The organism is Mesorhizobium sp. ESP7-2 (assembly GCF_020164715.1).
Lineage (GTDB): Bacteria > Pseudomonadota > Alphaproteobacteria > Rhizobiales > Rhizobiaceae > Mesorhizobium.
Genome location: NZ_JAIUGQ010000009.1, coordinates 102939 through 117746 on the forward strand (window position 1 = coordinate 102939; position 14808 = coordinate 117746).

Annotated in this window: 11 protein-coding genes; 1 reads left to right on the forward strand and 10 read right to left on the reverse strand. The window is 63.1% G+C overall.

Features of this window, described 5'->3' with window-relative positions:
• Positions 1 to 66: 66 nt before the first annotated feature.
• Positions 67 to 783, reverse strand: a complete 717-nt coding sequence (locus tag LB543_RS11545) for a helix-turn-helix domain-containing protein (protein WP_140507935.1) — start codon at positions 781 to 783, stop codon at positions 67 to 69.
• A gap of 260 nt (positions 784 to 1043) precedes the next feature.
• Between LB543_RS11545 and LB543_RS11550 the strand changes: the two genes are divergently transcribed.
• Entirely contained in the window at positions 1044 to 2402 is a 1359-nt protein-coding gene (locus LB543_RS11550; protein ID WP_224614181.1) for an NAD(P)-binding domain-containing protein, read from the forward strand.
• Positions 2403 to 2421: 19 nt separating this feature from the next.
• On the opposite strand, the gene LB543_RS11555 is transcribed toward LB543_RS11550, so the two are convergent.
• The 9 genes from LB543_RS11555 to LB543_RS11595 all read right to left on the reverse strand — a co-directional run bounded on the left by LB543_RS11555 (position 2422) and on the right by LB543_RS11595 (position 14754).
• Positions 2422 to 4401 carry an ABC transporter permease gene (locus LB543_RS11555; protein ID WP_224614182.1) on the reverse strand — a complete coding sequence of 660 codons (1980 nt, stop codon included), beginning with the start codon at positions 4399 to 4401 and terminating at the stop codon, positions 2422 to 2424.
• On the reverse strand, positions 4398 to 5471 hold the full coding sequence (locus LB543_RS11560; protein ID WP_140757629.1) for a glycine betaine/L-proline ABC transporter ATP-binding protein: 1074 nt from the start codon (positions 5469 to 5471) through the stop codon (positions 4398 to 4400). Before LB543_RS11560 ends, LB543_RS11555 begins: the two co-directional genes overlap by 4 nt.
• Before the next feature lie 76 nt (positions 5472 to 5547).
• Positions 5548 to 6522 (reverse strand): ABC transporter substrate-binding protein, encoded by a 975-nt coding sequence (locus tag LB543_RS11565; RefSeq protein ID WP_224589681.1) that lies wholly within the window; start codon positions 6520 to 6522, stop codon positions 5548 to 5550.
• A gap of 466 nt (positions 6523 to 6988) precedes the next feature.
• Positions 6989 to 7753 (reverse strand): SDR family oxidoreductase, encoded by a 765-nt coding sequence (locus tag LB543_RS11570; RefSeq protein WP_224614183.1) that lies wholly within the window; start codon positions 7751 to 7753, stop codon positions 6989 to 6991.
• Between the two features lie 269 nt (positions 7754 to 8022).
• Positions 8023 to 9129, reverse strand: coding sequence for a mandelate racemase/muconate lactonizing enzyme family protein (locus tag LB543_RS11575; RefSeq protein ID WP_224614184.1), 1107 nt, complete (start codon positions 9127 to 9129; stop codon positions 8023 to 8025).
• A gap of 26 nt (positions 9130 to 9155) precedes the next feature.
• Positions 9156 to 9845 (reverse strand): GntR family transcriptional regulator, encoded by a 690-nt coding sequence (locus tag LB543_RS11580; RefSeq protein WP_224614185.1) that lies wholly within the window; start codon positions 9843 to 9845, stop codon positions 9156 to 9158.
• A 197-nt stretch (positions 9846 to 10042) separates the two neighbouring features.
• Positions 10043 to 11194 (reverse strand): efflux RND transporter periplasmic adaptor subunit, encoded by a 1152-nt coding sequence (locus tag LB543_RS11585; protein WP_140811734.1) that lies wholly within the window; start codon positions 11192 to 11194, stop codon positions 10043 to 10045.
• Between the two features lie 15 nt (positions 11195 to 11209).
• Positions 11210 to 14386, reverse strand: coding sequence for an efflux RND transporter permease subunit (locus LB543_RS11590; RefSeq protein ID WP_224590065.1), 3177 nt, complete (start codon positions 14384 to 14386; stop codon positions 11210 to 11212).
• Positions 14380 to 14754: a hypothetical protein gene (locus tag LB543_RS11595; protein WP_224614186.1), complete on the reverse strand. Its 375-nt coding sequence runs from the start codon at positions 14752 to 14754 to the stop codon at positions 14380 to 14382. The genes LB543_RS11590 and LB543_RS11595 overlap by 7 nt, the downstream gene beginning before the upstream one ends.
• Positions 14755 to 14808 lie beyond the last annotated feature (54 nt).

Here is a 14808-nt window from a genome sequence, read left to right on the forward strand (position 1 = left end):
GATTGCCCCGAATTGATCTTCGCAATTCGGTTGGCAATCCGGGTGAGGGGGGCTGCGGCGGCCCGCCTAACCCGCACTGTTCTGCGGATAGCAAATAATCGACAAATAGCGCATCGGGAGTTTCGTCAGTTGTTCGGGCCCATGCGGCGCGTCGGCGTCGAAGAACAGGCTGTCGCCGGGCTTCATCGGGTAGAGATTGCTTCCGTGCCGGTAAACGACCTCGCCCTCGAGCATGTAGAGGAACTCCATGCCCTCGTGCTGGAAGGTCGGGAACACATCCGAATCTTCGGTCAGCGTGATCAGATAGGGTTCGACGACGACGCCACTGGTGTTCGAACCGATATGGCCAAGCAGATTGTACTGGTGGCCGGCGCGCGTGCCGCGGCGCTCGACATCGAGGCCTTGGCCGGCCTTGACGAAGACAGCACTTCGCTCCTCCTCGAAGCGGCGAAAGAAGGCGGTGACGGGAACGCCCAGTGCTCGCGACAGTGCCTGCAAGGTGGTGAGCGACGGCGAGGTGATGCCGTTCTCGATCTTCGACAGCATGCCCAGCGAAATGTCGGTGGCGACCGCGAGATCCGCGACGGTGATGCCGAGCTTCTTGCGGAAGGCCCGCACCTCGCGGCCGATCGCGACCTCCAGCACTTTTTCGCGGGTGTCGCGAATGGCGTGCGGGTTTTGTGTCAGCGGCGCGCGGATGGTCCTGCCGTCCGCCGACACTTTCGGCGACGGTTTTGCCTTTGCGCTCGCGGGAGCCTTGGTATCCGAAATTGCCTTTGCCATGTTGCCCCCCAATCGTCAGGATTTATTTCACTCAAGGTGAACATGTCAGGTGCCGATACGGAGCGCAACCGCAACGGCAAGCCATCTTATGTCGCACGCGGCAGTGCGGCCATCGCGGCCGCCGTGGGTTTTTCGCCAGGAATCCGCTGCGCGTAAACGCCGTTCCCGCAGATGTCTGTTGACAGCACCAAGCGGCCAATTACTGTCACTGCCAGTGAAATTTGTTTCGCTGGGGAAATCAAAAAAATGGAGGCCCGGAAATGAAAACTCGCGTTGCCGTCATCGGAGCCGGACCGTCCGGTCTGGCACAGCTCAGGGCCTTCAAGTCGGCCGCCGACAAGGGCGCCGACATTCCCGAGATCGTCTGCTTCGAAAAGCAGTCCGACTGGGGTGGCCTGTGGAACTATACCTGGCGCACAGGCCTCGATGAGCATGGCGATCCCGTGCACGGCTCGATGTACCGCTATCTCTGGTCGAACGGTCCGAAGGAGTGTCTCGAATTCGCCGACTACACGTTCGAGGAGCATTTCGGCCGCCCGATCGGCTCCTATCCGCCGCGCGCCGTGCTGTGGGATTACATCAAAGGCCGTGTCGAGAAGTCGGGCCTGCGCAAATGGGTGCGCTTCAACAGCCCGGTGCGCATGGTCACCTTCTCCGACGAGACGAAGAAATTCACCGTCACCGCGCATGATCGCACCAACGACGTCACCTATTCGGAAGAGTTCGATAATGTCGTCGTCGCCTCAGGGCACTTCTCCGTGCCCAACGTGCCCTATTTCGAGGACTTCTCGACGTTCAACGGCCGCATCCTGCACAGCCATGATTTCCGCGACGCCATGGAGTTCAAGGGCAAGGACATCCTGATCATCGGCCGCTCCTATTCGGCCGAGGACATCGGTTCGCAATGCTACAAATACGGCGCCAAATCGATCACCTCCAGCTATCGCTCGAAGCCGATGGGCTTCAAATGGCCGGAGAATTGGAAAGAGGTGCCGCTGCTGCAGAAGGTCGTCGGCAAGACGGCGCATTTCAAGGATGGCACCACCAAGGACGTCGACGCCATCATCCTGTGCACCGGCTACCTCCATTCCTTCCCCTTCCTCACCGACGATCTCAAGCTCAAGACCGCCAACCGCATGTGGCCGGACTCGCTCTACGAGGGCGTGGTCTGGGAGAAGAACCCGAAGCTTTCCTACATCGGCATGCAGGACCAGTTCTACACCTTCAACATGTTTGACGCGCAGGCCTGGTTCGCGCGCGACGTTATCATGGGCCGCATCAAGCTGCCCTCGGCCGAGGCGATGGCGGCGCACGGCGCGAAATGGCGCGCCCGCGAGGAAACGCTTGAGGACGCCGAGCAGATGATCTGGTTCCAGGGCGACTACACCAAGGAATTGATGGACCAGACCGATTATCCCGGCTTCGACGTCGAGGCGGTCAACCAGACCTTCATGGAGTGGGAGCATCACAAGGCGGAAGACATCATGAGCTTCCGCGACCACGCATACCGCTCGCTGATGACCGGCACCATGGCGCCGCTGCACCACACGCCCTGGCTACAGGCGCTGGACGACTCCATGGAGAGTTATCTCGAGGTGAAGGGCGTCGCGGCGGAGTAGCCGCGGCGCATCTTGCTGACTATCCCAGCCTTGCCCGGGCCTTCGCCGTCCACGCATTGAACAGCCGGTCGGCGACGATGCCGATGAAAGCGATGGCCAGGCCCGCGACGATGCCGCGGCCGGAATCGGCCTTCGATAATGCGATGAACACTTCCTGGCCGAGATCGCGCGTGCCGACCATGGCGCAGATGATGATCATCGCCAGCGCCATCAGGATGGTCTGGTTCACGCCCAGCATGATCTCCGGCAGCGCCAGCGGCAGTTGCACCCGAAAAAAGGTCTGACGCGGCGTGCAGCCCGAAACCTTCGCCGCCTCGATCAGCGCCGGCGGCACCTGCCGGATGCCGTGATTGGTGTAGCGGATTGCCGGCACCACGGCGAAGGCGACCGTGGCGATCATCGCGGTGACGTCGCCGACACGGAACAGCATCACCACCGGAATGATGAAGCAGAAGGACGGCAGCACCTGCAACGTGTCGATGATGGGCGTGACGATCTTTTCGAAACGGTCGCTGCGCGCCGCCGCAAGCCCGATCGGAATGCCGACCAGGCAGGCGATGAAGGCCGAGATACCGCAGAGATAGACCGTCGCCATGGTCTTTTCCCAAAGGCCTGTGATGGCACAGAAGGCGGTGAGTGCCGCGACAAGTGCGGCCAGCCGCAAACCTGACAGCTGGTAGCCGGCAAGGCCGAGCAAGAACACCGCGCCCAGCCACGGAAATCCCTCGCAAAAGGCGCGCACCGGATTGAGCACATTGAGGATCAACGCCACCCGAAACGCCTCGATGACGTCGAAGAAGTTGATCGTCACCCAGTTCACAGCCGCTTTCCACAGTGGCGCGGTGGTGAAGGTGATCGCCTTCGGCACGGCCGCGAAGGCCGGCACGAACAGGCCGAGCAGCGTCGTGACGACAAGGATGGCGATGGCCAGCGTCAGACTGGGGTAGCGCCGCCAGAAACGCGGGCTCGCCGACCGGTGGACATTGCCTGTTGCCTGCTTGTGGGCGATGGCCTGGCTCAGACGGTCGAGCGCGATGGCGAGCGCGACGATGGCAAGACCGGCCTCCATCGCCTCGCCAACCTTCAGCGCGCGCAGGGCGAGCAGCACGTCGTAGCCGAGCCCGCCAGCGCCGATCATCGAGGCGATGATCACCATGTTCAGCGCCAGCATGATAACCTGGTTGACGCCGACCATCAGCGTCGGCCGCGCCGACGGCAACAGCACGCGCCACAATTTCTGCCGCGCCGTGCAGCCGGCCATTTCGCTGAAGTCGTCGATCTCGGACGGCACCCGCGACAGGCCGAGCATCGTTGCCCGCACCATCGGCGGCGTGGCGAAGATGGCGGTGGCGATCATCGCCGAGACCGGGCTGTTGCCGAACAGCAGCAGCATCGGGATGAGATAGGCGAAGGTCGGGATCGTCTGCATCAGGTCGAGGGCAGGGGAGACGATGAACCGCTCCGCCCACGGCTTGCGCCACGCCCAGATACCGAGGAATAGCCCGGTGACGATGCAGAACGGCACGGCGATCGAGATCAGCGCCAGGGTCAGCATGGCGCTGGTCCATTGGCCGAACAGCGCGATGTAGAGAAAGCAGCCGCCAACCAGCATGCCGAGTTTTCTGCCACCGGTCGCGTAGCCGGCAAGGAACGCCGCAGCGCAGACGCCAACCCAGGACAAGCGCGGCAACACGGAAGCGTCGGCGCCATGGCCGAACTTGAAATTCTTGGCCAAGAGATCGAGCGCGAAGTCGAGCGGCACGCCGAGCACCGCGGTTACCGAGCGGGTCAGCCAGGACAGGTTCGACTTGATCCAGCCCATCAGCGCGCTGACCCAGTCGGCGACGGGAACGACCGCCTCGACCGGATAGTTGACGGCCCAAGGTAGTCTGTCCTGCAGCAGGAACACCACCAGCACGGCGGCAAGCGCGAGCGCCCAGATCACCAGCCACCGCTGAATCGGCGGCTTTGCCTGGCTGGCGCTTGCCGTTACCGTCATGCGCCGGCTCGTTCGATGCCGGCCAGCAGATCGATCACCGCTTGCGGCGTCACTTCGCCGATCGGCTTGCCGGTGCCGTTGATCACCGCGAAAGGCTTGCCTGCGGCGACGATGCTGGCCGAGAAACTCGCTATCTTGGCCTCCGGCGCCACCGTGCCGCCATGCTCGGCGCCGTCGCAGGCACGCATCAGGCTGCGCGCCGAAATCACCTTGGCGCGGTCGACGTCGCGGGTGAACTCGGCGACATAGTCGGTCGCCGGATTAACCACGAGTTCCTCCGGCGTGCCGATCTGGATGACTTCCCCGTCCTTCATGATGGCGATGCGGTCGGCGAGCCTGATAGCCTCGTCGAAATCATGGGTGATGAAGACGATGGTCTTGTGCAGCATGGTCTGCAGCCGCATCAGCTCGTCCTGCATTTCGCGGCGGATCAATGGGTCCAGCGCCGAGAACGGCTCGTCGAGAAACCAGATCTCGGGTTTCGTCGCCAGGCTGCGGGCGATACCGACACGCTGCTGCTGGCCGCCGGACAATTCGCGCGGATAGAAATGCTCGCGCCCGCGCAGGCCGACGAGTTCGATGACTTCGCGGGCGCGCGCCTCGCGTGTCGAACGATCCTGTCCCTGGATGCTGAGCGGGAAGGCGATGTTGTCGAGCACGTTGAGATGCGGCAGCAGGGCAAAGTTCTGGAACACCATGCCCATGCGGTGGCGCCTGAGTTCTATCAGCGCGGCATCGGAAATCTTGAGCAGATCCTTGCCTTCGAACTCGACCTTGCCATGTGTCGGTTCGACCAGCCGCGACATGCAGCGCACCAGCGTCGACTTGCCGGACCCCGACAGACCCATGATGATGAAAATCTCGCCCTGCCGGATCTCCAGATCGACGGCGCGCACCGCGCCGACTAGCCCCGCCGCGGCTATGTCGGTCGTGCTGGCCTTGCCGTTGCGCTCGCGGATGAAGTTGGCGGCGTTCGCCCCAAACAGTTTCCAGACATTATGGCAGGCAAGTTTTATCGGGCGGGGATCCTTTCCCGTCGCGTTTGATGCCTGTTCAATAGCTTCCGTCATTCAGTCGTCCTTCTGGAACACTAGGAATTGAGACCTAGCTGGTACCAGCCAGGTCTCCCTTTTCCAGTCGGAGCGATCACTGCGCCCAGGCTTTCCAGTCGGCCTCGTGGGCGGCGATCCAGGCGGCGGCGACGTCTTCCGGCGTCTTGCCGTCGAGGTCGATCTCGCCGCTCATCTTGTTCAACTCATCGGTATCGACCGTGTAGGCCTTGGCCACCTTGTAGGCGACCGGCCATTTGTCCTTCATGCCGTTCCAGGAGTATTTCCAGATCTCGCCATGCGGCTTGCCGCAGTCGTATTTGGCGTCCGGGTTCACGCCCCATTTCGGGTCGTTGTAGCATTCGGGAGTATATTCCGGGAATTGCACCCATTCGCCCTTGTATTTTGCGGGCGCCCAATGCGGCGAATAAATCCACAGCATGATCGGCGCCTTGCGCTGATAGGCGGAATCGAGTTCGGCGAACATCGCGGCATCGGTGCCGGCATGGATGACCGTGAAGGGCAGTTTCAGCGCCGCGACGCGTTCGTCGTCAAAACCTTCCCAGGTCACCGGGCCGCCGAGATAGCGCCCCTTCGGCGCCGTCTCGGCGGTCGAGAACGATGCCGCGCAGGTGGCGTCGAGCAGTGCATGCCAATCTGGCAAAGTCGGGCACTTTTCCTTCATATATTCGGGAAACCACCACTCTTCCTTTGCCTTCGGGCCGAGCTTGCCGAGCCGTTCGGTCTGGCCGGTGGCATCGGAGGCCTTCATGGCTTCGCCGGCCGTGGTGTCCCAGTACTCCAGGCCGACATCGAGGTCGCCATTGGTGAGGCCGGTGGTCAGGCTGGAGAGATAATCGGCGGTCGGGTATTCGACGGTGTAGCCGAGCTTTTCCAGGATGCCGCCGAGAATCTTGGCGTTGAGGTTGACGCTGGTCCAGTCGAACAGCGCGATTTTGATCGGGTCGTTGGATTCCGGTGCCGCTGCCTGCGCTGTTGGCGTCAGGACACTTGCCGCGGCAAATGCAAAAGCTCCCATTGAGAATTTCGAAATCACACTGCGAAGTGGCATTGCTTGGTTCTCCTTCAAGCTGTGACGGTTATCGGTCGTTCCCTTCTTGCGTCTTTTCTTGATTGTGTTGGAAAGGCTGGCTGTTGCGCAAGGCCGTTGTCGCCATGTCGCGGCCAAGGACGGCGCAGGCGTGATGATGCTCGATTTCGGTGATGACGGACGCTGCCGAGGCGGGCAGTCTCATGGCCGATCGATCGCCGCGATGGCGATCATCCGCGGATCAATTGCCAGTCCTGCGGCGCCCTGCAAGCTGCGAGCCATCAAGGTCCCATGATCCCAAGCATTCCGGCGGAATTGCTCTCGGCTATAGCCCCAGCAAGCCCCATCTCGCCAGCGCCGTTTCATAGGATGAAATTATATATACCAACGTTCATGCCGCGCAACGACTAACGCTATGTTCGCGGCGGAATTTCAGACTGCAGGCGAAGCCGGCCGACGCAGGCGGGACATGGCTGGCATGCCCTGTTTACCAGCAGACGTAGCCGCCATCGACGATCAGGTCGAGGCCGGTGACGAAGCTCGACGCGCGGCTGGCCAGGAACACTGTCGGCCCGATCATTTCCTCGGGCGCCGCCATGCGTCCCATAGGCGTGTCGCGTTTGAAGATCTTAACCTCTTCGGCCACCTCGGGGCGCTTGTTCATCGGCGTCAGCGTGTAGCCCGGGCTGACGACATTGACGCGCAGGCCGCGATCGGCCCACTCCATGGCGAGGCTCTTCGACATATGGATTACGGCGGCCTTCGAGGAATTGTAGTGCGCCTGCGTCAACCCGCGATTGACGATGGTGCCCGACATCGAGGCGATGTTGATGATCGAGCCCTTGCCCCGCGCCAGCATCTTGCGCGCTTCGGCCTGGCAGGACAGGAATACGCCCGCGACATTGACCTCGTGCACTTTCCGCCACTTTTCCAGCGGCAGTGTCTCGGCTGGTTCGGAGCCGGCAATGCCGGCATTGTTGACGGCGACCGTCAACGCACCGAGTTCGGCTTCTATGCGATCGATGGCCGCCGCGAGATCGCTGTCCGAGGTCACGGTGCCGGTCAGCACCAGCGCCCGGCGGCCGAGCGCCGTGATCCTGTGAGCGGTTTCGTCCAGCCCGCCCTTCGACTTATGGCCGAAACAGGCGACATCGGCGCCTGCCTCGGCCAGCCCGATCGCGATTGCCTGGCCAATGCCGCTGCCGGCACCGGTGACCAGCGCGACATCGCCCTCCAGTTTGAAAAGATCCATTGATAGCCCTCCCTTGTTGAGAGAGGTTATGCGCGTTGCCGTACTTTGATCAATCTCAGAAGTCGCAAGCCTTTGGGCGCCGGTCACCGGACCAGGCCTTGAGCGGGTGCGGTCATTGATCGACTGCACGCCGGTCCAGAAGGGCAGGCACATATGTTCGGCGCCGGCAATGTCGAAGGCGTCGCGGCCGACCAGCCGTTGGGCGAGAACATCATTGATGATGGCGGCGGCCGCCGGCGTCGGCGGCGTTGCCTTGGTGCTGCGGATCGTCAGCGGCCGATCTCGAAGAAGGGCTTGCCCAGCATGCCTGGATCCACATCGATGCCGAGGCCCGGGCCGTCTGGAATGCCCATGCGGCTGCCGGTGACCGGCGGCGCATTCGACGCGGTGCGCACCGTGACCCATTCATGGAAGGCGATGGCGTGCAGCCGGCGCTCCTCTGGCGTCGACAGCGACAGATGCGCCATGGCTGATGTGTCGATCTCGGCGCCGCCGGTGTCTTCCACCGTGATCATGAAGCCGAGATCGACGGCGACGTCGCGGATCAGCCGCGTCTGCGTCACGCCGCCCAGCCGCGAGATCTTCAGCGTCAGCCCGTCGGCCGCGCCCCTGCGGTGGATTTCCAGCATCGCCTCGAGCGAGGTGACGGATTCGTCGAGCACCATCGGCTTGTCGAGCATGCGGCGCACCGACATGTTCTCGTCGATCGTCGTGCAGGGCTGCTCGAACGTATAGTCGATCGCCCGCGTCGCATCGGCGAACCGGCGCGCCTGGTACGGCGTCCAGCCGGCATTGGCGTCGCAGAAAATGACAGTGCCTTTCGGCACCGAGGCGGCGACCGCGGTGACGCGTTCGATATCGTCATGGACATTGCCGCCGACCTTGACCTGCAGCCGGTGAAAGCCGTCCTTGACGATGCGCCCGGCAAGTGCGGCCATTTGATCGACCGTGCCATGGGTGACGACCTTATAGAGTTCGGCCGTGTCGCTTTCCTTGCCGCCGAGCAGCGTCACCAGCGGCACGCCGGCCGCGCGGGCGGCGAGATCCCAGCACGCCATGTCCAGCGCGGACTTGATGTAGGGGTGGCCCTTGAACACGGTGTCCATCAGCCGGCCGATGCTGGCCAGCCCACACGGGTCCTGGCCGATGAGATGCGGTGCGATCTCCGGCACGCCGGCCCTTGTGCCGGCCGGGAACGCGGCCGAGTAGAAATTGCCGAGCGGCGCCATCTCGCCCCAGCCGGTCACGCCGCTGTCCGAGGTGATGGCGACGATCACCGCGTCGAAGCAGTCGGCGACCCGCCCCTTGGACATGCGGTAGGGGCCGTCCACGAAGGGCTGCACGACGCGATAGGCTTTGATGGTTTCGATCTTCACTTTGCTGTCCGTTGTCCGCAAGGGTGTCAGTTCTTCGACGCGCGCTTTTCAAGGCTGCGCGCATAGGCGAGAAGCTCTTCGAAATCGAGGTCGATATGCTCGCGCGCATGGCGCTGGGCGGCGCGAATGTCCGAGCCCTTGAGCAGCGCCACATAGGTCTCGTGCAGGTCCTCTGCAGGCACCGGCTCGTTGCGGGCGCGCTGATGCAGGGCGAAATACATCTGCAGCCGGCTCGTCAGCCTTTGCCAGGTTTCCAGGAGCACCGAATTGTCGGCCCATTCATGGATCAGACCATGCAGTTGCAGCGCGGTTTCGATCTGCCTTGTGGTGTCGCGGTCGCGCGTCGCCTGCTTCACCGCCTCGTGGCGCCGGTCGAGTTCGTCGAAGAAACGCTGGTCGCGCTGCTTCCACATCCGCTCGATGGCGAACTCGTCCAGCACCTTGTTGAGCGAATAGGCGTCGTCGATGTCCTTGGCGGTGACATTGATGACGAAGGTGCCAGCATAGGGGACGCTCGTCAGGATGCCTTCCTGCGCCAACTCGCGCATCGCTTCGCGCAGCGGCGCGCGGCTGACCCGCATCTGTTCGGAAATCCTGAGCTCGTTGAGCTTCTGGCCGGGCTCAAGCTGACCGGTCAGGATCGCGCGCCGCAGCAGTGCCACGATTTCGGCACGGCGTGTCGTGTCGGCAATCGGACCGAACTCCGTCTTCACCATCCGGCCCACTCCAGCGAGAACAGATGGCAAGACAATCAGATTGTCGACAATCTAACAAGAGGTCGTGGTCTGATTTCTCAGTTTCCGACGGCCGGCCGCGCAGACGTCGCCGCTCCGGTCGGCTTGCTCGTGAAAACGGCGCCCTCGGCCTGAGAAAAGGTCGAGGGCGCCGCGCGGAAACCGGGCCTGCGGGGGAGTCAGGTAGCCGGTTTCTGTGGGAGAGGCGAAATCGGCATTCCGGGGCCGATCTTCTGCAGATTGCCTGTGATCACCTGGTCGCCTTCGGCGACGCCGCTGAGGATGGCGACCATGTCGCCGCTGGTCGGCCCCAGCGAAACCAGACGCTGGTCGACCGTATTGCCCTTGCCGACAACGTAGAGATATTTGCCGAGCTGGCTTGATCCCAGTGCGACCTGCGGTACCATCAGCGCATCGGGCTGTTGTTTGACGTGCAGCCGCACGCGAACATACTGGCCAGGCAAGAGTGTGAACTTGGCGTTGCCGATGGTGGCGCGTGCGGTAATCGTGCCGGTCGAGTGATCGATCGTGTTGTCGATAAAGGTGAGCTCGCCCTTCTGGTGGGCTTCGGTCTCGCCCGGAAGCAGGACCTCGACCTCGATCGGGCCGGCAGCGCGCGCTTCCTCGATCTGCGCCAGATCCGTCTCGCTCGGATTGAAGGTGACGTAGATCGGATCGAGCTGCACCAGCGTGTTGAGCACGGTGCCGGCAACGCTGACCAGCGTTCCCACGGAAGCCTGGTTGCGGCCCAGGCGTCCGGCGAACGGCGCGTGGATTTCAGCATAGCTCAGATTGAGCTCGGCAGTGCGCACGGCAGCCTGGTTGAGCGCCAGCGACGCCTGCGCCTCGCGCAAGGTGCTGGTGCGCTGGTCGAAGCTGTCCTTGTCCAGGTAACCGCTCTTGGCGAGCTCGGTGCCGCGGCCGAGATTGGAACGCGCATAATCGAGGGTCGCCGTATCGCGTTGAACCTGTGCCTTCGCCTGGTCGAGCGCGGCCCGAAAATCATCAGGCGAAATCTTGTAGAGCAGGTCGCCCTGCCGCACATCGGCGCCGTCTTGCGCCGTCTGTTCCTGCAGGTAGCCGGGGACGCGCGCCTGCAGCGTGATGCTGCGGATCGGCTCGGTCCGCGCGGCATAGTCGAGATAGATCGGGATCGTCTTCTTGACCACGCTCGCCACCGGCACCGGCATGACGAACGCCGCTGGAGCGGGCGCCGCCCCGGCCGTGCCGGCATTCAGGCTGAGATTGCCCATGTCCAGCAGGTGGACGCTGGCCACCGAGATCGCACCCAGCGCGACTGCCGTTCCCAACGCGATTTTCCATTTACGCATAGTGAGTCTCCAATCTTATTCAGCCGCTTCCGCCAGGGGAGGGAAGGCGGGTTTGGCCGTTGGTTCAGTGTGTTGAGAGGCGGGCTCGTCGCCGCCGCGCCGTTCGCGCAGCTGCTCGATGACCGCGTAGAAGACCGGCACGAACACCAGCGACAGGATGGTCGCCGCGACCATGCCGCCGAACACGGTGGTGCCGATCGATTGACGGCTTGCGGCACCCGCGCCGGTGGCGATCATCAGTGGCACCACGCCGAGGATGAAGGCAAACGCGGTCATCAGGATCGGCCGTAGTCTCAGCCGCGCGGCCTCCATCGACGCCTCGATGATGCTGAGGCCTTCCTCGCGCCGCCGTCTTGCGAACTCGACGATCAGGATCGCGTTCTTGGCCGCCAGGCCGATCAGCATGACGAAGCCGATCTGCGAATAGACGTCGATCTGCATGCCGCGCGCCCAAAGTGCGGCGAACGCGCCGAACAGGGCGAGCGGCACCGCCAGCAGCACCATGAACGGCATCGCCCAGCTCTCGTACTGCGCTGCCAGGATCAGGAAGACGAAGACGATGGCCAGCGCAAAGACCACCGACGCGATCGATCCTGCCTTGAGCTCCTGGAAGGTGATGCCGGTCCATTCGAAGCCGAAATCCCTGGGCAGTGCTGTCGCCGCGGCCCGTTCCATGGCGGCGACTGCCTGGCCCGACGAATAACCGGGAGCAGCGCCGCCATTGATGGTGGCCGAGGCGTTGTTGTTGTAATGCGGCACGGTTTCCGGGCCGACGAACGGCACCAGCTTGCCCAGCGTGCTGAGCGGCACCATGCCACCGGAAGCATTGCGCACATAAAGCCGTGAAATATCAGCCGCACCCGCACGTGAATCCTTGTCGGCCTGGATGGTCACCCGGAAGGTGCGGCCGAACAGGTTGAAGTCGTTCACGTAGAGCGAGCCGAGATAGATCTGCAGCGTGTTGAAGACGTCGGGCAGGTTGAGGCCGAGCAGCTTCGCCTTGGCGCGGTCGAGATCGTAGTTGAACTGCGGCGTCGAGGTCGAGAAAGGCGAGAACAGCTGCTGCGGATTGATTTCCGGCTGCTTGCGCGCCTCGGCGATCACCGCTTGCGTGGCATCGTTGAGGGCCGTGCTGCCGCGGCCGGTGAGGTCCTCGACGACGAATTCGAAGCCGCCCGTGGTGCCGATGCCAGGGATGGAGGGCGGATCGAACGAGAGCGCGAAGGCCTCCGGAATCTGCATCAGCTTGCCGCGCACGTCGGCGACGAGCTTGGAGGCACTCTGGTCGGGGCCACGCTCCTCCCACGGCTTGAGGATGGCGAACTCGACCGCCGAGTTCGACTGCGCTGCGCTGGTCAGGAAGTTCAGGCCGCTGATCGAACCGACGATGTCGACGCCGGGCGTGGCCTGCAGGATGTCGCGCGCCTTCTGTGCCACCGCATCGGTGCGCTCCAGCGAAGCGCCGTCGGGCAGCTGGATGACGACGAAGAAATAGCCCTGGTCCTCGACCGGGAGGAAGGTCGAGGGCAGCTTCTGCCAGACGAAGTAGGTGGCGACGAGGCCGGCCGCGAACAGGCCGAGCATGATCCAGCGCAGCCGGATAAGGATGCGCACGCCATTGGCGTAGGCATGCGACAGTCTGTCGAAGCCTGTGTTGAACCAACGGAACAGGAAGAATTGCGTCTCGCCGCGATGGCGCAGGAAGGCAGCACTGAGCGCCGGGCTGAGCGTCAGCGAGTTGAAGGCGGAGATGCCGACGGAAATCGCCACCGTCAGTGCGAACTGGTTATAGAGCTTGCCTGAGACGCCGGGAATGAAGGCAACCGGCACGAACACGGCCATCAGCACCGCCGTGGTCGCAATGATGGGGCCTGTCACCTCGGCCATGGCGGCTTTTGTCGCCGCCAGTGGTTTCAGTCCGGCCTCGAGCTGTCGCTCGACATTCTCGACCACGACGATGGCGTCGTCGACGACAAGGCCGATGGCCAGCACCATGCCGAGCAGCGAGAGCATGTTGAGCGAGAAACCCATCATCTCCATGATGACAAGTGTCGCCACCAGCGACACCGGAATGGCGATGGTCGGAATGATGGTCGTGCGCCAGCTCTGCAGGAAGATGAACACCACCGCCACGACGAGCACCAGGGCTTCGCCGAGCGTGATCAGCACGTCATGCATCGAGGCCGAGACGAAGCGCGTCGTGTCGTAGTGCATCGCATAGTCGACGCCCTTGGGGAAACGGGCCGACAGTTCCTGCATCTTGTCCTTGACGCGCTGCTGCAGATCGAGCGCGTTGGAACCGGGCATCTGATAGACGGCGAGCACCACGGTCGGGTCCTTGCCGAAGAAGGCCGACGACGAATATTGCAGGGCGCCGAGCTCGATACGAGCAACGTCGCGCAGCCGCACCAGCGAACCCGTATCGGTGTTGGCACGCACGACGATGTCGCCGAATTCCTTGGGGTCGCTCAACCGGCCGACGGCGTTGACCTGCATCTCGAAGGCGGTGCCGGCGGGCGCCGGCGATTGGCCGATCTTGCCGGCCGCCACCTGGACGTTTTGTTCAGCGATGGCGTTCTGGACGTCGACGGCGGTGATGCCGAGATTGGCGAGCTTGTCCGGGTCGAGCCAGACACGCATCGAATAGCGCCGTTCGCCGAAGATCTGCACGTCGCCGACACCAGGCAGCCGCTTCAGCGGATCCACCACCTGCAGATAGGCAAGGTTGGAGAGCGCCACCGGATCGACGGAATGGTCGGGCGAGGTCAGGTTGACGATGAGGACGAAGTTCGGGTTCTGCTTCTTGATCGTCACGCCGCCCTGGTTGACGATCGCCGGCAGCGACGAGGCCGCCTGCGAGACGCGGTTCTGCACGTCGACGGCGGCGGTGCTGAGCGAATAGCCGACATCGAAGGTGATGGTGATGGTCGACGAGCCGTCATTGGAGCTCGTCGACGACATGTAGGTCATGCCTTGCACGCCGTTGATCTGCTGCTCCAGCGGCGTCGTCACCGTGTCTGCCACCACCTGCGCGCTGGCGCCCGGATAGTGGGCGCTGACCACGACTTGCGGTGGTGTGATGTCGGGAAACTGCGAAACGGGCAGCAGGAAATAACAAATCGTTCCGGCGAGCACCATGATGATGGCGATGGCCGAGGCGAAGATCGGACGATGGATGAAGAAGTTTACCACGACACGCACGCCTCTCCAGCCGCTCTTGCCCGCCCGAAGGCGCTGGCGACCTTGGACAACTGGCCGTGCCGTTCACGGGACCCTTCCCGTGAACGCAGCAACGGCACCTCGCGATGCTGCCCATCGGCGAGCGAGCGCAACATGTTCTCGAAGGCGCGGGGGTCTACCCCGTCTGCTTTCATGACCAGCCGGATCATCGGATCCCGGACGGCCTCATCTATGGTAAGATCGCGGCGCTGTGGCATTGGCCGGCTCCTTGTCTGTCGATTCGCAGCCCATGCTCGCGAATCGTTTTTCATCTCTTCACCGGCCGAAGCCGCATGATTGGCAGTCTTTTCGTCCATCTCGATCTGGTAGGACCAGTTCACGACCTTGTTATTGACGACGGACGTTATAGGTGTTACCAGTAAGTAACATTCTGG

Bases quoted from the DNA above. Each gene is read 5' to 3' on its own strand.
- LB543_RS11545 (WP_140507935.1), bottom strand. From the start codon at position 783: ATGGCAAAGGCAATTTCGGATACCAAGGCTCCCGCGAGCGCAAAGGCA.
- LB543_RS11550 (WP_224614181.1), top strand. From the start codon at position 1,044: ATGAAAACTCGCGTTGCCGTCATCGGAGCCGGACCGTCCGGTCTGGCA.
- LB543_RS11555 (WP_224614182.1), bottom strand. From the start codon at position 4,401: ATGACGGTAACGGCAAGCGCCAGCCAGGCAAAGCCGCCGATTCAGCGG.
- LB543_RS11560 (WP_140757629.1), bottom strand. From the start codon at position 5,471: ATGACGGAAGCTATTGAACAGGCATCAAACGCGACGGGAAAGGATCCC.
- LB543_RS11565 (WP_224589681.1), bottom strand. From the start codon at position 6,522: ATGCCACTTCGCAGTGTGATTTCGAAATTCTCAATGGGAGCTTTTGCA.
- LB543_RS11570 (WP_224614183.1), bottom strand. From the start codon at position 7,753: ATGGATCTTTTCAAACTGGAGGGCGATGTCGCGCTGGTCACCGGTGCC.
- LB543_RS11580 (WP_224614185.1), bottom strand. From the start codon at position 9,845: ATGGTGAAGACGGAGTTCGGTCCGATTGCCGACACGACACGCCGTGCC.
- LB543_RS11585 (WP_140811734.1), bottom strand. From the start codon at position 11,194: ATGCGTAAATGGAAAATCGCGTTGGGAACGGCAGTCGCGCTGGGTGCG.